The following is a 19631-nucleotide window of genomic DNA, read 5'->3' on the forward strand; positions in this document are numbered from 1 at the left end:
TTTCCCGATAAATGAATTTTACAAAAAAAATACTGAAAAAAAACAGCAGCTATGCTATTATTATTTCTTATTACAAATTCGGAGGTATGCTTCATGTTTGAACCCGTTCAAGAGCCTGTGGTAATCTTCGCCATTGCGGTCACTGTCTTTTTAGTCACACCTTTTATTATGGTACGACTCCGTATGCCCGGAATCATTGGACCCATTATTGCTGGTATCATTTTAGGACCGTATGGTTTAAATATATTGGCACGTGATAGCACAATAGAATTACTTGGAACGGTTGGTCTTTTGTTTATCATTTTTATAGCTGGTCTAGAGCTTGATATCGATGGTTTTAAAAAATACCGTCATCGTAGCTTAGTTTTTGGTTTATTATCGTTCAATGTACCCTTAATAATTGGATTCATCCTTGGATTACTATTTAAATTTAGCTTTTCAGCGGCACTTTTATTAGGGTCTATTCTTGGCTCACATACTCTACTTGCCTACCCAATTGCAAGTAAAATGGGGGTAAACAAAAATAAAGCCGTGATTACAGCTATTGGCGGCACACTCGTAACAGACTCCTTTGCAATGGTCTTTTTGGCGATTATTTCCGGAATGGCTGTAGGTCAAGTCAATGCTCAATTTTGGTTTCAACTGATCTTTTCAATCGTGCTTTATGCTACCCTTGTTTTAATTATTGTTCCGTTCTTATCTAAAAGTTTTTTCAAAATTCCTGGTATTGACGGAGCAAATGAGTTTAATTATGTTATGGTCATTTTATTCATATCAGGTTGGATGGCATTTTACGCTGGTTTACAACCGATTATCGGGGCATTCCTTGCTGGCCTGAGCCTAAACCGCTACATTTTCCCACATGGCTCGTTAATGACCGGATTAAGTTTACCGCCAACGCTTTATTTATTCCATTCTTCTTGTTATCAGTTGGAATGCTTATGGATCTATCTGCGCTCTTCTCAAGTTGGCAGGCTTTAATCTTGACGATTAGTATCGTTTTCGCTTTATTAGTAGGTAAATATTTAGCAAGCTTTATTGCATCTTATATTTTCAAGTACAACCAAGATGAATGTCATGTCATGTTTGGTTTGTCTACACCACAAGCCGCAGCAACTCTAGCAGCGACACTTGTCGGTTTCGATCTTAACTTGCTTAATCAAGCGACAGTTAATGCGATTATTATTTTAATTTTAATTTCTTGTATGATCGGACCCTTTATCACTGAAAAGTATGCACGGAAGCTAATCAAACACGAGTCATCATCAGCGGACGACAGTAAAGAGAAACGCCCTGAGCGTATTTTAATCCCTATCGCTAATCCGAATACTATGGAATCGTTAATGGATTTAGCCTTTCTTGTTCGAGTGGCTACAAAATCAGAAGAAGCTATTTATCCATTAAAGGTGATTAACAAAAATGCTAAAGAAGCTGAATCAGATGTTGCCACTGCCGAAAAAATGTTAGGGCATGCCATCTTTTATGCTGCTGGTGCTGAGGTTCCCGTTCGTCCGTTAACACGTGTTGATAACAGTATTGGGTGGGGAATTGAACGTGCTGTAACCGAAGAAAGGATTACCACAATCGTAACCGGATGGAATGGGGCAAAATCTAGTACTGAAAAAGTATTTGGTGGTATTATTGATAATGTGCTTGATCACACTTATATTCGAGCGATGATCGTTAAACAAGTTCAACCGATACAAACGACAGAACGGATGGTTGTCCTACTGCCTAATGGCATTACTGCCAAACCAGGCTTTAAGGATGCTTTACGTGTAGTAAAAAATATTACAAAGCAGCTAAGCTGTAAAGTGATGTTTATCATAATGGATGATGAATTTGAGGAGATCTCGACATATGTTAGTGACGTTAAACCAGCTATCCAAGCCTCGTTTACACATTTACCCGACTGGGAAATGCTCGAACGTTATTGCTCAAAGCTAAGTAAAGACGATCTGGTTATGGCGATTAGCGCCCGCAGAGGAACTGTTGCTTGGCATCCAAATCTAGAGGCATTACCAGATAAGCTCGCTCATAATGTAACACAAAACTTTATCGTTTTTTATCCTTATGAAAATCATGAAGTGGATTTAAGAGGTTCACGAGGGACTGTATTACCGAACATCGCCTCAAGCTGGGAACCCAATCAATAACATTCAGTATCTTGTTCTATAGCAGTTAATTTAAATCCATATGCTAGATTCATGAGTGACCAATTGAAAAGTGATGTTGGCATTTTCTAGTCAAAAAAACGTCGAGATGGATTGACATCGCCATCTCGACGTTCCCTAAATTAGGTTCTCTCTCCGATTATGTGTTCATCTTGTAGCCTCTAAAACCTGTTGTCCCAACCCAAACAGCTCAAACAGAGAATGATTTCCCGTTCCTTTTTCATTTCATCCAAAGATTAATCTTCATCCTTTACATAGATACTCTCTGGAATGGGCTGATTCAATATTTCTTGCATAAGCGCTCTATACTTCTCAAGTTGTTTTAAGTGTGTATCAAATTGAGCTGTATTGACAAGGTATATCTCCCCATCGTGTACAGCTCGAATCCGTTGCTGAAAGATTAACTGTCGTACTTCTTTTTCAGAAATCTTTAAGTACTCTGCTGCTGCTTCAATCGTTACATACATTTAGTTTAAAGCCCCTTTACTTTGAATCGTTTTGGGATAGGTGATTCAAAGCTGAAAAATTCCTTTGTCCACGGGTGCCTAATACGAAGTACTGATGCATGTAGCCCAAGTCGACCGATTGGGTTAGTTGTGGCTTGATACTTCTTGTCACCGACAACAGGGTGACCTATTGATGCGAGCTGAACACGAATTTGGTTTTTACGCCCTGTTTCAAGCGTAACTCTCAGTAGTGAATAATGGCTAGATTGATCCATTACCGTATAGTGTAAGACTGCTTGTTTGGCACCTTGAGCATTTTTACTAATGTACATCTGGTGTGTTTTCGTCTCCTTTAACCAAGATGTGATCGTATCCTGCTGTTTTTTTACCTTACCTTCGACAAGCGCAATATAGGCGCGTTCCTTAACAAGGTGCTTCCAATTCTCTTGAAGCGCATGTTTAGTCCGTTCATTTTTGGCAAATATCATCACTCCTGATGTATCTCGGTCAAGTCGATGGACGATAAAAATTCGTGCTTTCGGATTAGACTGTTGGACATAAGCCATGAGCTGCCGATAAGCCGTTAACTGTTTTTCCCCTTTTTTAGAGGCAATCGTTAGCAGGCCTACTTCCTTGTTAATCACAATGATATCCTCATCCTCAAACATAATGCGCATCCCCGAAAATTTAACAGAGATAGGAGCTTGCTTGAGAACCTCAACACTTTGTCCTGGCGTCAACATTGCGTTATACCTTTTTTCCTGGTTACCGTCTACATACACTTGGCCTCTTGCCAGAACTCCCTTGATATAGTTACGACCACGATCAATCTTAGCTAATAGAAACGATAATAGCTCCGTTTCTTCAGTTACTTTAAATAATTGTTTCTTCATCTTTTATCCATTTTCCTATCTTTAAGTATATGATGAGTCTTTCCATGTTCGTTATTTTTGCCAATCTCGCTTTAATAATCCATACAGTACATGATCAACATAGTGATCATTCACCCATTCTGCTTCACGGATAACGCCTTCCTCGACAAATGCAAGCTTCTCAGCAATGCCCCGACTCGCCTTATTAAAGAAAACCGCTCGCAACTGAATGCGATTGAGTGCTAAATGATTAAAGCCATAGTTAATAATGGCTTTGACAGCTTTCGTCATGATCCCTTTTCTAAGAAAAGGTTCCCCTAACCAATAGCCTAGCTCCGCCTTCCGGTTCGACCAATCAATTTGATTAAAGCCAACAAGACCAGCAATTTGCTCATCAACTAAAATAACAGACACAAACGATTGCTCTTCTGCATTACTATGGACGGTTGATTGGACGAATGACTTGGTATCATTTGGATGAACAGTCCCGTCAACAAACGCTAAGTACTCACGCAAATGAGCTCTAGATTGATTAATCATTTGATAAAGCTTCTCACTATCCTGTAATTCAAGTGGCTTTAATGTCAAACCCGGTTCGATTTGATAACTAAACATGGCATTCCCCTCCAAAGCTTTCTTTTATTATAATGAAGATTATGCGGTTAAGCTATCTTTTTTCACTTTTTTTCTCAGCCTTTATTGAGTAGTTTCGGGGCTGACCATTTAATGCCAATCGCTCCTAAAGGAGCAGTTATCACGATTGCCAAAACAGCAACAGCTAAGATAAGTTGACCTGCTTCAACACCAGCCATTAATGGTAATGAACCGATAGCTGCTTGAACTGTTGCTTTAGGGGTATAAGCAATTAAACAAAACAAGCGCTCTTTCCAGTTTAATGAGGAACCTAAGGTAGCGACAAAAACACCGATCCCTCTGCCTAGCAAGCCAATCACGATAATGACAGCTCCTAATAGCCCTGCTTGGAGCGCAACACTTAAGTTAACTTCAGCCCCTACGAGTGTGAACAGAAGAATTTGAGCAAAAACCCAGAGCTCTGTGAGGCGATGACTTAACCGCTCCGCTTCTGTAGGTTGGTTTTTAAATAACATTAAGCCAACTGTCATAATACCGATTAAACCAGCTATACCAAGCCAGTCACTAACATGGTAATAGAGGATTAGTAATCCAAGTAACAGTAATAATTGATCGATACCATGATTGTTAAATTGAAATTTTTTAAAGAGAAATAGCACGACTATCGCGACAATTAACCCAGTTAAAATACCACCACCAATTGCAAGTGGAATTTTCCCTATTTCAAGCCATAGATTGGTTTGGCTAGCTGTACCTAACCCGAGAAATAAGGTGAATAGGGTAATGGCAAAAACATCATCTAGTGATGCCCCTGCTAATACTAAGGTTGGAACGTGTTTGTCTTTACCATAGTCTAATTGCTTTAATTCGACCATGCTAGGAACAACTACTGCTGGTGAGACAGCAGCAAGAATAAAGCCGAGCATGCCTGCTTCTGCCCACTCCAAACCAAAGATAAATCGTGCAGCAACTAGCACGGTTATTCCCTCAAATAAACAAGGAATGCTTGCAAATAAGAGCGCACGTTTACCAATCTGCTTTATGTGATCAGGAGTGATCCCTAACCCAGCACGTATGAGGATAATGATTAATGCAAGTGCTCGTAAATCTCCAGAGATATGGAGCATATCGGCATCTAACCAATTGAATAAAGCTGGGCCAAGTATGATACCAGCAATAAGCATACCTACTAATTCAGGTAATCGAATCATCCGAGCTAATTTTCCAGCCGCATAACCTAAGACGATTAGCAATCCTAAACTTACTAACATAATCGTTCCCTCCTGTTGATCAGTTTAGACAAAAAATAGCCTCTACAAAAGACAGGATCCACTCCTGAAATTTGTAGAAGCTATCGGCAGTTGCGGTTTGGGGGTTTCCCCTGGTGAGCCTCTCCACCATTTTTCATTTGCTGCCTTAATATAGCACAGCATCATAATAAAGTCAAACGACCTTAATTGATATATTATTAGTCAACTTTGTGGTTTAAGGCTTGTTTTTTTAGAATAATTAAATCACCATCCCATTCGGGAATAAACAAGCGTCCATTATAATAGTCCAAACTGCAAATTAACGGAAGCCGAAGCTGATCGAGCTTTGCCTGATGCAAATCATTTACCTCTGTTTCGAGATTAGGGTCTCCAGCAAGAGTAGTAATAACTTGCTTTCTACTATCAATAAATCTCACCACATGATTTTGCGTATCACCCACATAGATATTTCCTTCCTCATCTAATACAAGTGACCAAGGTCCATCAAATTCGCTCTTGTGATCACCACCAAATCTCGCTTGTAAAGCTGGACCACCATCTCCATGGTAACCCGGTTGACCAGTTCCAGCGATTAATTCTATTTGCTGTTGATCGACATCTATCTTTCTAACTGCATAATTGCGACTATCTAAAACATAAATATGCCCATCAGGTCCACGTCTAAGATCATATATCCAATTAAACCTGACCTCGTTGTAGCCAACAGTATCGGTTTGAAAACCAGCTATACCATCGCCTAAACAATTTAAAAGCTGGCCATCTATATTAAATTGCCATACTCTACATCCCGTTATTTCATTTATCCATAGGTGACCATGTTTATCAAACTCACAATTCCCTATATCCTTTAATCCTATGGTCTTGCCATCAATGATTAAATCAAGTACCATTTTACTTGGCTGGAGTTTATAAACTTTCCTGTTACCACTACTTACCAGAATGATGGTACCGTCCTTCATACCCGTTAAATAAGTTGGCTCACTAATATCAGCTTGATAATGCTTAAGTGAATCCTTGGGCTCACACGCACCAAATGACCATTCTAGATGGTTTTGCTTTACTTTTCCAAACCACCCTTGGTCAAAGTTTAACGCATAGCGATCTCCTTGATAATCATGAAAACCAAATTGAACAAACCCTTTTAGGATAGGCTCATTTTTAAAATGAAGCATATGCTCAATTTCCCACAAAATTATCACCTCTTATTTTCTTTCAAACTTATTAGCTTATTAATCTCATCAACTTCTATATCATATAATGCATTCTAGTCTGAACAAACAAAAATAATTTGGAACCTATTAAAAATCAACTTCTCATTGCCCAATCAAATAAATTATTATTGAATTATTTGAATAAATATGTGCGGAATTTATCCCCTATAAAATAGAGAAATAGCTATTTTACTGCCATTGCAAGTTGAATTGATAACCTGATTGGAAGAGTTGCATTAGCCATCTGATTCAAATCCCCTACAAAAAACAAATCTGCTGTGGGATAGTAAAAAGCAAATGAACCAGTTGATCCAGAATGACCAATTAATTCGCCTTTCCCCATAAAGAGACAGGCCAGTCCATTTAATGGGATTTGCATATATCCGCCACCATAACGAATAGGCATCATAGAAGTCTGAAGCTTATTGTAGTTTGATAGTGTTCTAAAATGACTTTTATTAAATAAATTTCCTGCAAAAAATGCTTTAATGAATATCATTAATTCTTGAACCGTGGTTATACAGCCTCCACTTGCCCCGCTACTTAATACAAAGCTCGGACGATGAATAACTTGATTTTTATAGTAGATGTGAGGTATGTTATCGGTTTTATTAACCGGGAGATAGGTATCCTTTAGCTTGAGTGGTTCAAAGATATACTTTTTAAATGCATTTGACAATGTTAATCCACTTACCTTTTTTATAACTTCACCTAGTATGTCAAAGTTTATATCTGCATAATAAGCTTTTCCTGTCTGTCCCGGTACAAAATGTGCGGGTAGTTTCTTAGTCAAAGCAATCATATCAAAGAGATCATGATCAAAATCTTCTTGAATCACACGTTTTCTTAAATGGTTCTTTCCTTCTACATAAGCATCAGAAAGCCCACTTGTTTGAAACAGGAAATGAGCTAATGTTAATGACATCGTATAGTCTTTTCCTTTATAAACATGAATTCCCTTCAAAAACGTTCCATCTAAATACTTTGAAATGTTATCTTCCAATGACAACTTATTTTGTTCTAAAAATATTAAAATACAGGCCGTAGTAAATAGCTTCGTAATACTTGCCATAAGTAAAGGTGAATTTAATCTCCTCGTTCCGTAATTTTTTATAAATGAGAAATCCCCACTGGAATTTTCTATGAGTAAGATGCCTTCGTGGATACTCTTTGAACGAGTAAATTTATTAAAAATCTTTGCTAGTCTTCCTGTTTCAATAATTGTCATGATACTCTCCCTTATCATTAATTATTAATCATTTTCAATTAGTATGCAGACTATGTATTTAGCGTTCACGAAAAATTACACTTATCTATAAAGTGAAACTTCGTTCAGTGGGGGTTTCGACACATAGGATGTGCTCGTGCAGACGTGCGACGCGAACTTAGTCAGCTTCCTCTCCCCCACTGAACGTTAGTTGACCAATCGGGCGTAACTGGCTGTTGGATCTCCCACTTAGACATGACGTGTTCCCTTATTTCTTGAAGCGGGAGTCTTACAAAAGCGATGGGGCGAGTAATCGCAGCCCCAGCTAGTTACACTGTGATAAAACAAATGTTATATAACGGGTGTTGTATAAATTTTACCGTATAAATACGAAATGTAAAGTACTAACACCTTATTTTGGAAGAATCCAGCTTCCATTTTAGCTGTAAACCAAACAAAAGCACTAAGGTGAACAACTTAACAGTCTTTTTTTTCTTTTGCCAAGCAACACTGTTTCCATTTAAATTCTTGAAAAGTATTTACAAGTACTTGACATATTCTTTTTAAGTTATATACTTATATATATAACTATAATGGTATACAACAAAAAAAAGGGGGGTGATCGCGCTTGAATCACTCATTTACTGACAATCAACCGCTATTCATTCAAATTAAACAACGGATTGAAGATCAAATTGTCAATGGGCAACTTAAGGAGCACGAGCAAATTCCTTCCACAACAAAAATGGTCCAATTTTACAATATTAATCATATCACCATATCAAAAGGGGTTAACTTGCTGGTAGATGAAGGTATTTTATATAAAAAGAGAGGTGTAGGGATGTTTGTTAATGAAGGTGCAAAGCAAGTATTGTTAAAAACTCGACAAGATGCTTTTACAAGTAACTATCTGCTACCTATGTTAAAGGAAGCAAATAAGCTAGGTTTAACTGACCATGACCTGGCCCACATGTTTAAGAAAATAAGAGAGGAGTATCGAGATGAACTATGATATCGAGATTAATAATCTAACACTAAAGTATGGCAATTTAACAGTGTTAGACAAACTAAACCTATCGCTTCAATCAGGGAAAATATATGGTTTGATTGGCAGAAATGGCGCAGGCAAAACGTCTCTCCTAACACTTCTTGCTTCATTTCAACTCCCAACCTCTGGGTCAATTAAAATTGCCGGAGAGGAGCCGTTTGAGAATGCAAGAATCATGGCAGAAGTGACCTTTGCTTATCAAATCGATTTAAGCGAGGAAAGTTATACCGTCAACGATTACTTCTATGATGCTCTACGTTATCGGCCAAATTTTGATCTAGACTATGCTCAAACTTTAGCTAAACGGTTTGATTTTCCTTTAGATAAACCGATAAAAAATCTCTCGAGCGGTAAGCAATCTGCAATAAATGCAACACTAGGCCTAGCCAGTCGATCAGCAGTGACTATTTTTGATGAGATTTATGTTAATATGGACGCTCCGACACGGAAAATTTTTTATCAGGAGATAATTGAAGATCAAGCCAAATATCCTCGGTTGATGATTCTGTCCACTCACCTTGTATCCGAAATGGATTATTTGCTTGATCATGTTCTCATTCTTGATCAAGGGAAATTGATGATCGATGAAGACTTTGAATCAGTGATTAACCGTGGATTCACTGTTACTGGACCGGTAGATGCAGTCGATCAATTTGTATCAAACAAACAACAGCTTAGCAGTCAGCAGTTAGGACAAACGAAAGCAGTTATGATCTATGGTGAGATTGCCGATAGTGAGCGCATTCAAGCTCAACAGGCCGGTCTCGAATTAGGCCCTGTTTCACTACAGGAGTTATTTATCCATTTGACTGAAAAGGAGGCTAATGATGAATAATCAGGTTCGTTCTCGCAAACTAAGGCTCACTACTGATTTATACAAAATTCTGATGACGTGGACACTTTGGTATATTCCAATTGTTACAATTGGGTCTATTATAGCGTCTCGATTTGACTGGTTTGGATTGGAATTTGGAAACTTCAATTTTTTCTTTGTTATTTTTCGAGCTTCTAAGGCTTTTATGGTGCTTACTAGCATTATTATATTTCTCTATTTCTTTAATCATTTTATCAAAAACGGTTTGACCCGACGAGAATTCTTTTGGGCATCGACAATAGCAGCTGTCGGTGTAGCGATTAGCATAACAATTATTGCAAGTGTCCTCGAATGGCTTTTAACGATGTTGAACTGGACCGAGCCGATGCCTGAATTGAGTGTTATTAGTTTACCGACTTGGGCGATTGGTCTTATGATGACGTTAATTCTATTAAGCTCCTACTTTGGGGGCTGGTTAATCGCTGTTGCCTTCTACCGCTTTAAGCTGTTCGGCATTCTTTTTATTCCGGTTGGTCAGTTCCTTTTAATCCTGATCGAATTCTTATGGGAAGGTGAGACATCCTTATTAGACTTAATGACTATTAACAATCCCTCTCCTTCGCTGCCATTTGCGTTAAGCGGGACAGTTGTCTTAATTGGACTTAGTCTATGGATTATTAGACTCTTAACCAAAAGGGTAGCAATCAAGCCTGATTAAGTTTATTTAGAAAATGAGAGGCATTTAGTCTTTTAAAGAATGCCTCTCATTTTCTTATTCATTCTACTAAAAAAGTTACAATTATCTTTGATTCTGCACGTTAAATCATTGCTAACCAAAAAAACACTGCTTCAAGGCAGGCTTGACTCATACTGTCGTTACTATTCTCATTCATTTGTAAAAAGTAAGCCTCAATCACCTTATGTGCAATGAGGTGCTGAGGCTAGACACAAAAATCATTTTTGGGATATGATTTTCTCTCTTTAAATATAGCTTGTTATCCGATTCTTTCAATCAAATTGTTAAGCTATTTGACAGCTTATTTTATCGTGGTATTTAGGTTAAGCTTTAATGATTATATAAATGTATTAAACTTCTTTGAATAATAAAGGTAAAATATAGATTGAATCAGCCAGATGGAGCCGATTAAGATCATAGCCACATTCCCGATACCAAAACGTGATTTAACAAAAATAGCCAAAACAAACACGATAATAAGGCAAACTTCCATATTTCGAAATGTATGATACGCTGCTTTATAAACCTGTAATTGTTCTGCTTCATCAAAACTTTCTAGCAACTGTTTTTTGTACTTAAATGAAGTTGGGTCCCCCTTCACTCTTGGATCATGCGCTTGCATGATTCGCACAATTTTGACATCATTCAAACCACTCAAAAAGCTAAAAATAACAAATAGAATCATTGATCCGATTATCATTGGATTGCGGTCGTCTACTGCAATCCCAAATATAATAAAGCTCAACACCATGTACAGACGATTCAATGTTAAAGCTAGAAATAGCTTTTTATTAAACTGCTTGTCAGCATGATCATCCTCAATATCAACGCTTTTGTCTACTTGAGTCAACAGCTTAGCTGCAGAACGTATAATGACTAGCACTGGCAAAAGTAAGGTGACAATCAAAAACAACTGTAACCAAAAAGTATACCTAATGAGACTCTCCCACAATATAGCGATTTGATCGATGTACTCTATTGACAAGCCAAACCATGCTATCCCACCCCCTACTAGACCGCCTCCTAGCATGAGTAGCAGCATCTTCCAAACATCCCCCTTATTCATGCCCATCCTCCTCAAAAATAAATATATCTTCAACGGTTACGCCACAAACTTTAGCTATTTTTAGCGCCAAGGAAACTGAAGGTGAATAGTCTCCCCGTTCAATTAAACTAATCGTTTGGCGTGATACGCCTACTTTCTTGCCCATTTCAGCTTGATTTAGTCCTAACTCTGCTCGATATACTTTAAGTCTATTATATAAGGACATGTAAATCTCCTCCGTAGCCGACAATAATTATAGTCAGATTGACAACTAAATTTGTCAAATAAATTATAATAAGTTTTATTTATCCAGTCAACTATGATGATGAGAACGGATACAGCAAATCTTTTTTGATCAGCACTGCTTTCAACTCTGTTCGATTTGCTGAAACATAACAAAACTAGGCTTATCAACACACATCCGCTGAGTATGTAATGTTATTATAATGCTGACAAATCACATTCAAAAAAAGACTCGGCAAATAAAATGTTCACAAATGACACACTTTATCTGACCAAGTCTTTTCTATGCTAATACTTCATCAAATAATCAAATTAGTTTTCTGAAGAGCGATTATCTGTTTCATCCTGATCACGTTTAAGCCGACGTACATACCGCACAACTTCTCTTAGCACAATGATTACAAAAACACCAAATAATATTTGATTAACGGTGTCTGTTAAGTCTCCTATAACTAGAAATGCGATTAAACCTAATAAGTAGAAGACTAACATAATACCATGAAAAAATCGCCAATGCTTGTTTTGTAAGTTCATTTATCCTTCCCCTTTATGATTTTGCCTATGTTCACCGAACGACGTTTCCTAACGTAATAAATAAAGTAGATTAAATTTACGATCGCCACTGCGATATAGAGATAAAACAGCTGGGTTAAATCATCAAAGCCTGCCTGATGGATCTTTAGTCGTGGGTGAATGACGAGATAAAGGCTAGCACCGAGTAAAGCTATTGCTACAATTAAATAGCTATAATAAGCATATTTTTTTAATATAGAAAAAAATTTTTTCATAAATTTCAAAACGCCTGCTCCTTTTCAACAAAATAGTGCTCAATCCAAGCCTCCTCCTCTAATTGAAAATATACGAATAACACTTGTCCTGATCTTGAAAGCAACAGAATACTGTTCTAATTCTAGCTACATTTTATCATAACGTCATCTGCATACAAGCTTATTTCAAATTTGTTTGATCGATATGTTGAGTAATCGTTTTATTTTCGTTATACTTTTGCGCTTCCAATGTCGAACAGCATTGGGCTTAACCTGGTACTCCCGACTAATTTGGGTCATGGATTTCCCTTCGAGGATCTGGCCTTTAAACCAACGCCACTCACGTGCTGTTAATAACGCACGAATTTGCTTTAGCATTAAATAATCGTGATCATAGCTGTGTTCGTGATAAATGGATTCATGATGGTACTCCCGTAACATCAAATGCTTTAGCTGTTGTTCTCGCCCTGCTTTGCGGATCAGATCAATAAGACGGTATTGCATTTTATAATAAACAAACGTTGAGAACTTTCCCTTCTCTGGTTGATAGTCAACACTTGCCTGCCATAATGTAATGAGTAGCTCCTGGTAAAATTCTTGATCTTGATCACGCACCTGAAACTTTTTTAACAAATGAAAAATCATTGGCTCATATTGCTGAACCATTTTTTGAAAAGCGTCTTCCATATGACCTAACTCCGATAGTAGGCGCCTACTTGATATTCCGCGGTAAGCCAAGCATAGCTATCGACGTTAGTCCTGTCACCCTATCAAAAAATACAATTGTCCTGTTTATTCGATAGCAAATCGTATCGAACAAACAAAAGATATCGTCGAGTTAGTTACTTTTACATTTATTTTTTTCTAATTTAGTACCATTTATTATTTTGAGCGGTTTTTTTGAAATTAAATGTGTTTCGAACGACAAGCTAGGCAATGCTGAAGAGATGATCAAACTATTAGCAAGAGACAAAGCTTTGGCATAGTTAGGCATAGATAAGCATCTACAAAGGCGGATAAGGAGCAAGCTATCAATTTTAACTAGTATTTAACTGTCTTTTCCGATCTATTTTGTTAATATCAAAAATGTGAGCAAAAGAAAATAAGCGAAAACAAACCGCATCTAACTGCTTTACCTAGTTAAATGCGGTTTCTGATCTGGCATAGATCAACCTATTAGACGGATTCCCTCGAAAATACAGAGGTATTTTCTTTGTGATGTAGCGTTGTCAAAGCCTTCACTAGAAGTGAAATAAAGCTGTTCCTTTGTCCTGCTAAGAACTAGCTGAGGTTTTCGGCATATTCTTTAGCAAGTTGACTCATCTCTTCGGCAAGCTCTTCTGCTAATCCAGTATAACTGCCTGGATCAATAAGCTTGCTTAACTCTTCTTTAGTAAAATGTTCAGTGATATATTGATTTTTTTCAAGATTGGTAAGAAAATCTTCACCATAAGCAGCTGTCCTTATCGCAACTTGATAGACTAATTGATGAGCTTGATCTTTGCCTAATCGCTCAGCAATTCTCATCATCAAATGTTCACTATTGTCAAGGCCTTTGTTAATCCAAGCATTTTCATGCATACGTTCCTCTATAATATTGATGGTTCGTGTTAATTCCTCGAATCGCAGCAATACTTCTGTCGTTAGTTGTAAGGCTTCCTCCATAACAGCATCAAACAAAAGGTAAGTGCTACTGTCTCCCTCAAACATACGTGTAGCAGAGTGAAGGACTGGATTAAGCAGACTATATAGCTTTTGTGAGTTGGCAATAATCCCCTTGGCTAACTTTGGATTAATCTTATGCGGCATTGTGCTGCTACCTACAACTCCCTCCTTATAAGCCTCCGAAACCTCACCTATCTCTTCTAATGATGTATAATAGACTTCTTCAGCCATCCTATGACAAACATTACACAGGAGTGAGAGGCTCATCATATATTCGATCTTAGGTGTGTGGATGGAACGTGACGGGACACGCATCTCTCCCATTCCTAATAATTCGGCTACTCTTGTTTGAACCTTACGTCCATACTCTGGTGCTGTACTAAAAGTACCGACTGCCCCACCCATCATGACAAGAAAAACACGTTTTTCTAATTCAATCAACCGCTCTATTCCATCAATTAATTCACTAATCCAAGTCGATACCTTATAGCCATAGGTAATCGGTGTCGCATGACGACCATGTGTGCGTCCTGGCATAACCGTTGCTTTATGTTTAGATGCTAAGTTCGCCAAGTTCACTAATGACTCAGATAGAACCCCTTTAAACTTGTCATGAATTTGCTTAACCAAATATAATTGGCCCGTTTGTTGAATGTTTTGCGTTGTTACACCATAATGCACATATTTGCCACTTTCCTTAGGACAAGCCTTAACTAAAACTTTGAGAAATGGTACAAATACATGGCCAATCTCCTGATAAATGCGGTTCATTTCATCGAAATCAATCTTATCAACTTTAGCAGCTTTCTTGATGTCTTGAGCAGCTTGAGTAGGTATGATCCCATACTCCGCCTGCGCCTGAGCTAATGCTGCTTCAACATCAAGCCAAGATTGATATTTCATTTCCTTCGTTAGTAATTTTTTAATACCTCGATCATCAATAGATATACTCTTTGAATCGTACAATGCTCGCATGATTGTCCCCCTAATTGTTCTTTATTATTTTTTTAAGTAGTCATCGATCTCATTACGGACAAATTCAACATGTGGTCCAAAAACAACATGGATATGACGCTTTTTAGGAAAGAAAAATCCAGAAGAACCAGATTGCTTAATGATCTTTTCATCAAATTTATCTTGGTCCTTTAAATCAATCCGTAAGCGAGAAACACAGTTATCGACATGAATGATATTTTCTTTCCCACCTAACGCCTGAACCACAATAGCTGCGATCTTATCGTATTGTTTTTCATTTAATAAAGTTACGTCACGATTCTCTTCTTCGCGTCCAGGAGTGGTAATATTAAACTTCTTAATCACATATTTAAAAACAAAATAAAATACAACAAAATTTATAATCCCAACGATGATTAAATTTAACCAGCCAGTGTCTGCGTATAGTAAGCCAAATATACCAAAATCAAAAATTGTACCTCTTATATAGCCAATTGAGATATCTAAAAGACCTAACGGAATCGTCGTAATACCGACAAGTACAATATAAAGCAAATAAAGCAATGGTGAGATAAACATAAACGAGAATTCAAGTGGTTCTGTTATATTTCCTAAAAATGCAGTTAAAACAATGGTTAAAATAACACCCTTAGCAATTTTTTTGTTTTTAGCAAAGGCACTATGGTACATAGCAAGACCAATTGCTGGCACTCTAAATAATGTATTTAGCATTTGACCGCCTGCTAGATAAGGAGATATAACGGGCATAATCCGTCCCCAACTCTCATGAGTAGGACCTAAATCAAATAATACTTGATTCATTGCATTTAGAATTCCGACCTGCTGAATCCCTTCAATCATATATACACCACCTGCTTCAGTAAATCTAACGACTGAAGCTAACACATGGTGCAGACCTAGTGGTATTAAGGCACGATTCAACAGCCAATAGATCCCCGGTCCAAAGGGTTCATTCATTAAAATTGGTGAAATAAAGATTAAAAGATTGGTAAACAGACTCCAGATAAAAGGAATAACAAGCCCAATTGGAATCGTATACAAAAAGGTTAAGATTAACACAGATTTCTTACCGCTAAAAAATGCAAAAGCCAATGGAAGTCTTAATCGATAATATCGATCTGTCACAAAAGCTGCTAATAAACCTGCAATGATACCCCCAGCTACATCTATTCGTATCGTTTGAATACCTAGAACAACGGCCTGACCTACCTCACCCATTACTTCTGGCTCTGCCATTGTACCTGTAACCGTTAGATAAACATTCATCACCATGAGTAACGTTAAATAACTAATCATTGATGAAAATACGGCAATACCCTTTTCATGCTTGGACATGCCATAAGCTACACCCATAGCGAATAGGATTGGAATATTATTAAAAATGACCGATGAAATTTGTTGGGCACTACTTAAAATGGTTTGAAGTGTCTCATTACCAAGCATCGGAAAGGTCTCAATCATATAACTCTGAGTGAATGCACCCATAACTCCCATTATCATTCCGACTGGTGCCATTATCCCAATTGGAAGTAATAAGGACCTACCAAATGTTTGGATTGCTGTCTTAAAATTGCTTCGCATCTTCCCATCTCCTCACTGATGTTCTGTCAATAATTTGTTTAGCGCGCCTACTTAAATTATAGCTCGATTATATAGAAGCGACTTTAATGCAACAAGGTTACATTTTGAAATGAAACGTTTTCAAAATGTAACCTTGCGTTCATGTTATACTTCTAAATAAAGTGAAACTTCGTTCAGTGGGGTTTCGACGCATAGGATGTGCTAGTCCAGACGTTGCGACACGACGTCGCGAACTTAGTCAGCTTGCTCTCTCCCCCACTGAACGTTAGTTGAACCAATCGGGCCGTTACTGGCGGTTGGATCTCCCACTTAAACATGACGTGTTCCCTTACTTCTTAAAGGGGGAGTCTTACAAAAGTCTTTCGATGGGGCAAGTAATCGCAGCCCCAGACAGTTACACTGCGATAAAGGGGTTGTGAGCGATGGTATTAAATACAGCACATATTTTTATTGTTAATCGTCTTCAAGAACTGAAAACACTTCGGCTTGATGAGGCAGAACAATTATTTAAACGTTCTTCATCAAGTATTTACCGTTATGTTCAAGATATTAATGACCATCTTCCTGCTGGAAAGTATATCTTAATCAATGATCTGCATATTGTGTCTAATCTACAATACGATGATTATATTGCGTTTACCCAAAGCCTAACTTTAGAAAACTATGCTCCATCACAGCTTGAACGGTTTCAATATTTACTCGTCACCTGTTTCCTTGAAGGTACAATCAATTTAACCAAAATTTATAATCAGCTAGGTTTAAGTCTATCGACCAAAAAGAAGGATAGAAAAGGTTTTGAGGAATATTTAAGCAACTTAAATCTCGTATTAGAATCTACCCCTGGTATGGGTGTTTCCATTGTTGGAGACGAGTTTCAATTTCGTATCCGTGTGAGTCAGATCGTATCAAGACTTATCGAAGTAAGTAATGATGGCCAACTATACCAAAGAAAAGCGAATAATCCAATTGAACGGGATATTTATAAGGCTTACTTTAGTGCGGTTTTAAGTCAGCAAACAGAGACAATCGGGCGTTTTTTAACATTTTTGAGCGACCACCACTTACAGATTAGTTATCCCTCGAAAAAATATCTTATTGTTTATGTCTGTCTGGCATCCTATCGAATGAGGATAAACAAAATGATTGAAAGGCCTTTAGATTCACCGCTTTTAATCAAAGATTATCAATTTTCAGATCACTTTATTGAAAACGCTTATCTCAATATGGTTATCGGCGCTCAAGACTATAAGAGATTAGAACCAATAAGAGATGACCGACTATTACGAGACGTTGTGTACAAGTTAATCGAAGACGTTGAACAAAATATTATTACATCATTGTACAAAAAGGACGCTCTTTTCTCAGAAGTCTACTCTTTTTTATATAAAATCACGTTAAGAAATCTTTGTCGCTTTGATTTTTTTGATGATAAACTGATCCATGCAAAGGCGGAATACACGAACTTATTTCATGTATTAAAAAGACATATTAAAGGTTTTGAGTCCACTTATTTTCCTTTAAATGATGATCAATTAGCAACCTTGGTGCTGATTTTCAGACACCATATCATGAAAAATAAATTATCGGGAAGAAATACAAAGAAAATTATAATTGTGACCAACTCTGCCAAAGAGATCACCAATTTTTTCATTGAATTATTAAAGCAAGCGGTTGATATAGAAGTCATCGATAGCATTCATATCAATGAACTGGAGTTGCTTCAGGGCACAACATTTGATTATCTGATTACTTTTTCCAACCGCATTTCAGCTATTCTTAACCAGAAAAAATATAATATTCTAAAACTAAACTATTTTATTAAGGATTCAGACATTAATTACTTGCTTAATCACGGTTTTTCGGATAACGCACGACGTAAGCTACTCGCTCAAGACTTTGTCAATAAAATTAATCAAATTGACCCAGACAAACTCAGCGATTATTTAACTTCGTGCTTTCCTGATTATTTTTTATAACCTGATTGGGAAACTTCGTTCAGTGGGGGCGACGCATAGAATTTACTAGTTAGACGTTGCGACACGACATCGCGAACTTAATCAGCTACTTCTCTCCCTTACTGAACGTTAGTAGAATCAATCGGGCCGTTATTGGCTGTTGGATCTCCCAGTTAGACATGACATGTTTATTTATTGCTTGAAGTGGGAGTCTTACAAAAGCCCTTCGATGGGGCGAGTAATCGCAGTCCCAGCCAGTTACACTACGATAAATTAAATCTTTCTTAGTAGTATGCGGAAAAAGCATCCTGACCAAAGTAAGCTAACCATTATCCCACCAGCTAAGATTAGAGTGGGGTTTTGAATCAAGCCATAGCTAGCTTCTACTGCTACAATGGATAAAACGGCTTCTGTCCCCCATGTAAACGGAATCAGATAAGTGAATCCAGTCCATGGTGAATCAATTAAATAACAGGCTATCGGTGCAACCATGAACAAAGCTATTAATTTGGCATAAGCCATCCCTTCCACTTTATTACGGGCAAGCACGGCCAAATACATGGTGACAAGGCTACCAATTAAAGCATTCAAAAAAAGAGCTAGCAAGAAATTGAGCCAATTTATTTGGCTAGGGTTGTAAAAGGTCCAAGCTTGAAAAACTGCAGTCACAAAGGCTAATCCTGCCGGGAGTGAAATACGATAGATTAAATAACCCCATTTTTTAAGTGGGGTTATCCCCATATAATGCAAAATACCATCATCCTTCTCATCGAGCAGTAAAAATCCAACAGCCATCCCCATCATGGCAGGAGTCATAATCAAGACCATTGCAATAATAAAATCACGGTGATCAATCAAGCTAAAAGGGATATATGAAGCTAGTTCAATGTCCAACCAAGGTAAGCCAAAAGTCACCAAACCATACATCAATATGGGTACACACAAAACTAAAATTAACATCGGATCACGACAAATATTTTTCAGGTCTGTCTTTAAAAATGTTAATAATTGATCGTTCATAATGATA

The 19631-nt window shown here is 37.5% G+C and carries 20 protein-coding genes; 6 read left to right on the plus strand and 14 right to left on the minus strand.

Annotation, left to right across the window (positions count from 1 at the left end):
* Positions 1-93: 93 nt before the first annotated feature.
* Together ASE01S_RS16405 and ASE01S_RS16410 are read left to right on the plus strand one after the other, a co-directional pair.
* Entirely contained in the window at positions 94-981 is an 888-nt protein-coding gene (locus ASE01S_RS16405) for a cation:proton antiporter (RefSeq protein WP_306303219.1), read from the plus strand.
* On the plus strand, positions 942-2156 hold the full coding sequence (locus tag ASE01S_RS16410; RefSeq protein WP_306303220.1) for a cation:proton antiporter domain-containing protein: 1215 nt from the start codon (positions 942-944) through the stop codon (positions 2154-2156). Before ASE01S_RS16405 ends, ASE01S_RS16410 begins: the two co-directional genes overlap by 40 nt.
* Before the next feature lie 254 nt (positions 2157-2410).
* Here the strand turns inward: ASE01S_RS16410 and ASE01S_RS12960 are convergent, their stop codons facing one another.
* The 6 genes from ASE01S_RS12960 to ASE01S_RS12985 form a co-directional block, all read right to left on the minus strand.
* Complete coding sequence (locus ASE01S_RS12960) at positions 2411-2641, minus strand: excisionase family DNA-binding protein (protein ID WP_067843158.1); 231 nt, start codon at positions 2639-2641, stop codon at positions 2411-2413.
* Positions 2642-2646: 5 nt separating this feature from the next.
* Complete coding sequence (locus ASE01S_RS12965; protein ID WP_067843160.1) at positions 2647-3513, minus strand: RluA family pseudouridine synthase; 867 nt, start codon at positions 3511-3513, stop codon at positions 2647-2649.
* Between the two features lie 51 nt (positions 3514-3564).
* On the minus strand, positions 3565-4107 hold the full coding sequence (locus ASE01S_RS12970) for a GNAT family N-acetyltransferase (protein WP_067843162.1): 543 nt from the start codon (positions 4105-4107) through the stop codon (positions 3565-3567).
* A gap of 74 nt (positions 4108-4181) precedes the next feature.
* Positions 4182-5357: a cation:proton antiporter gene (locus ASE01S_RS12975; RefSeq protein ID WP_067843164.1), complete on the minus strand. Its 1176-nt coding sequence runs from the start codon at positions 5355-5357 to the stop codon at positions 4182-4184.
* Between the two features lie 197 nt (positions 5358-5554).
* The gene (locus tag ASE01S_RS12980) at positions 5555-6547 is read right to left on the minus strand and encodes an NHL repeat-containing protein (RefSeq protein WP_067843167.1); all 993 of its coding nucleotides are present in this window, start codon (positions 6545-6547) and stop codon (positions 5555-5557) included.
* A gap of 205 nt (positions 6548-6752) precedes the next feature.
* The gene (locus tag ASE01S_RS12985; protein ID WP_067843170.1) at positions 6753-7796 is read right to left on the minus strand and encodes a serine hydrolase domain-containing protein; all 1044 of its coding nucleotides are present in this window, start codon (positions 7794-7796) and stop codon (positions 6753-6755) included.
* A gap of 607 nt (positions 7797-8403) precedes the next feature.
* Between ASE01S_RS12985 and ASE01S_RS12990 the strand changes: the two genes are divergently transcribed.
* Genes ASE01S_RS12990 through ASE01S_RS13000 form a run of 3 tightly spaced genes read left to right on the plus strand, consistent with a single transcriptional unit; the run spans position 8404 to position 10355 of the window.
* Positions 8404-8787, plus strand: coding sequence for a GntR family transcriptional regulator (locus tag ASE01S_RS12990; protein ID WP_067843173.1), 384 nt, complete (start codon positions 8404-8406; stop codon positions 8785-8787).
* On the plus strand, positions 8777-9658 hold the full coding sequence (locus tag ASE01S_RS12995; protein ID WP_067843176.1) for an ATP-binding cassette domain-containing protein: 882 nt from the start codon (positions 8777-8779) through the stop codon (positions 9656-9658). The genes ASE01S_RS12990 and ASE01S_RS12995 overlap by 11 nt, the downstream gene beginning before the upstream one ends.
* Entirely contained in the window at positions 9651-10355 is a 705-nt protein-coding gene (locus ASE01S_RS13000) for a hypothetical protein (RefSeq protein ID WP_067843179.1), read from the plus strand. Before ASE01S_RS12995 ends, ASE01S_RS13000 begins: the two co-directional genes overlap by 8 nt.
* Before the next feature lie 355 nt (positions 10356-10710).
* Here the strand turns inward: ASE01S_RS13000 and ASE01S_RS13005 are convergent, their stop codons facing one another.
* The 7 genes from ASE01S_RS13005 to ASE01S_RS13035 all read right to left on the minus strand — a co-directional run bounded on the left by ASE01S_RS13005 (position 10711) and on the right by ASE01S_RS13035 (position 16649).
* Positions 10711-11439, minus strand: a complete 729-nt coding sequence (locus tag ASE01S_RS13005) for a DUF3169 family protein (protein ID WP_067843182.1) — start codon at positions 11437-11439, stop codon at positions 10711-10713.
* Positions 11432-11644 carry a helix-turn-helix transcriptional regulator gene (locus ASE01S_RS13010; protein ID WP_067843185.1) on the minus strand — a complete coding sequence of 71 codons (213 nt, stop codon included), beginning with the start codon at positions 11642-11644 and terminating at the stop codon, positions 11432-11434. The genes ASE01S_RS13005 and ASE01S_RS13010 overlap by 8 nt, the downstream gene beginning before the upstream one ends.
* Positions 11645-11973: 329 nt before the next feature.
* Complete coding sequence (locus ASE01S_RS13015; protein ID WP_067843188.1) at positions 11974-12195, minus strand: hypothetical protein; 222 nt, start codon at positions 12193-12195, stop codon at positions 11974-11976.
* Positions 12192-12458 (minus strand): hypothetical protein, encoded by a 267-nt coding sequence (locus tag ASE01S_RS13020; RefSeq protein WP_067843192.1) that lies wholly within the window; start codon positions 12456-12458, stop codon positions 12192-12194. The genes ASE01S_RS13015 and ASE01S_RS13020 overlap by 4 nt, the downstream gene beginning before the upstream one ends.
* Before the next feature lie 156 nt (positions 12459-12614).
* Positions 12615-13115, minus strand: coding sequence for a sigma-70 family RNA polymerase sigma factor (locus tag ASE01S_RS13025; RefSeq protein WP_067843195.1), 501 nt, complete (start codon positions 13113-13115; stop codon positions 12615-12617).
* Between the two features lie 594 nt (positions 13116-13709).
* Positions 13710-15068, minus strand: coding sequence for a class-II fumarase/aspartase family protein (locus tag ASE01S_RS13030; RefSeq protein WP_067843198.1), 1359 nt, complete (start codon positions 15066-15068; stop codon positions 13710-13712).
* Positions 15069-15092: 24 nt separating this feature from the next.
* On the minus strand, positions 15093-16649 hold the full coding sequence (locus ASE01S_RS13035; protein ID WP_067843201.1) for a PTS transporter subunit EIIC: 1557 nt from the start codon (positions 16647-16649) through the stop codon (positions 15093-15095).
* Positions 16650-17071: 422 nt separating this feature from the next.
* Between ASE01S_RS13035 and ASE01S_RS13040 the strand changes: the two genes are divergently transcribed.
* The gene (locus ASE01S_RS13040) at positions 17072-18625 is read left to right on the plus strand and encodes a helix-turn-helix domain-containing protein (RefSeq protein ID WP_067843204.1); all 1554 of its coding nucleotides are present in this window, start codon (positions 17072-17074) and stop codon (positions 18623-18625) included.
* 252 nt (positions 18626-18877) lie between these two features.
* Here the strand turns inward: ASE01S_RS13040 and ASE01S_RS15990 are convergent.
* The coding region (locus tag ASE01S_RS15990; protein WP_169793109.1) for an Rv2686c family ABC transporter permease subunit at positions 18878-19631 on the minus strand (754 nt) is incomplete at its 5' end.

This window comes from Amphibacillus sediminis NBRC 103570, from assembly GCF_001552275.1.
In the GTDB taxonomy this organism is placed as follows: domain Bacteria; phylum Bacillota; class Bacilli; order Bacillales; family Amphibacillaceae; genus Amphibacillus_B; species Amphibacillus_B sediminis.

Excerpts from the sequence above, each read along its gene's own strand:
- ASE01S_RS13025 (WP_067843195.1), bottom strand. The coding sequence starts at position 13,115 with ATGGAAGACGCTTTTCAAAAAATGGTTCAGCAATATGAGCCAATGATT.
- ASE01S_RS12965 (WP_067843160.1), bottom strand. The coding sequence starts at position 3,513 with ATGAAGAAACAATTATTTAAAGTAACTGAAGAAACGGAGCTATTATCG.
- ASE01S_RS16410 (WP_306303220.1), top strand. The coding sequence starts at position 942 with ATGGATCTATCTGCGCTCTTCTCAAGTTGGCAGGCTTTAATCTTGACG.
- ASE01S_RS13005 (WP_067843182.1), bottom strand. The coding sequence starts at position 11,439 with ATGAATAAGGGGGATGTTTGGAAGATGCTGCTACTCATGCTAGGAGGC.
- ASE01S_RS13040 (WP_067843204.1), top strand. The coding sequence starts at position 17,072 with ATGGTATTAAATACAGCACATATTTTTATTGTTAATCGTCTTCAAGAA.
- ASE01S_RS12970 (WP_067843162.1), bottom strand. The coding sequence starts at position 4,107 with ATGTTTAGTTATCAAATCGAACCGGGTTTGACATTAAAGCCACTTGAA.
- ASE01S_RS12960 (WP_067843158.1), bottom strand. The coding sequence starts at position 2,641 with ATGTATGTAACGATTGAAGCAGCAGCAGAGTACTTAAAGATTTCTGAA.
- ASE01S_RS13000 (WP_067843179.1), top strand. The coding sequence starts at position 9,651 with ATGAATAATCAGGTTCGTTCTCGCAAACTAAGGCTCACTACTGATTTA.
- ASE01S_RS12985 (WP_067843170.1), bottom strand. The coding sequence starts at position 7,796 with ATGACAATTATTGAAACAGGAAGACTAGCAAAGATTTTTAATAAATTT.
- ASE01S_RS12995 (WP_067843176.1), top strand. The coding sequence starts at position 8,777 with ATGAACTATGATATCGAGATTAATAATCTAACACTAAAGTATGGCAAT.
- ASE01S_RS16405 (WP_306303219.1), top strand. The coding sequence starts at position 94 with ATGTTTGAACCCGTTCAAGAGCCTGTGGTAATCTTCGCCATTGCGGTC.
- ASE01S_RS13035 (WP_067843201.1), bottom strand. The coding sequence starts at position 16,649 with ATGCGAAGCAATTTTAAGACAGCAATCCAAACATTTGGTAGGTCCTTA.
- ASE01S_RS12975 (WP_067843164.1), bottom strand. The coding sequence starts at position 5,357 with ATGTTAGTAAGTTTAGGATTGCTAATCGTCTTAGGTTATGCGGCTGGA.
- ASE01S_RS13010 (WP_067843185.1), bottom strand. The coding sequence starts at position 11,644 with ATGTCCTTATATAATAGACTTAAAGTATATCGAGCAGAGTTAGGACTA.
- ASE01S_RS13015 (WP_067843188.1), bottom strand. The coding sequence starts at position 12,195 with ATGAACTTACAAAACAAGCATTGGCGATTTTTTCATGGTATTATGTTA.
- ASE01S_RS13030 (WP_067843198.1), bottom strand. The coding sequence starts at position 15,068 with ATGCGAGCATTGTACGATTCAAAGAGTATATCTATTGATGATCGAGGT.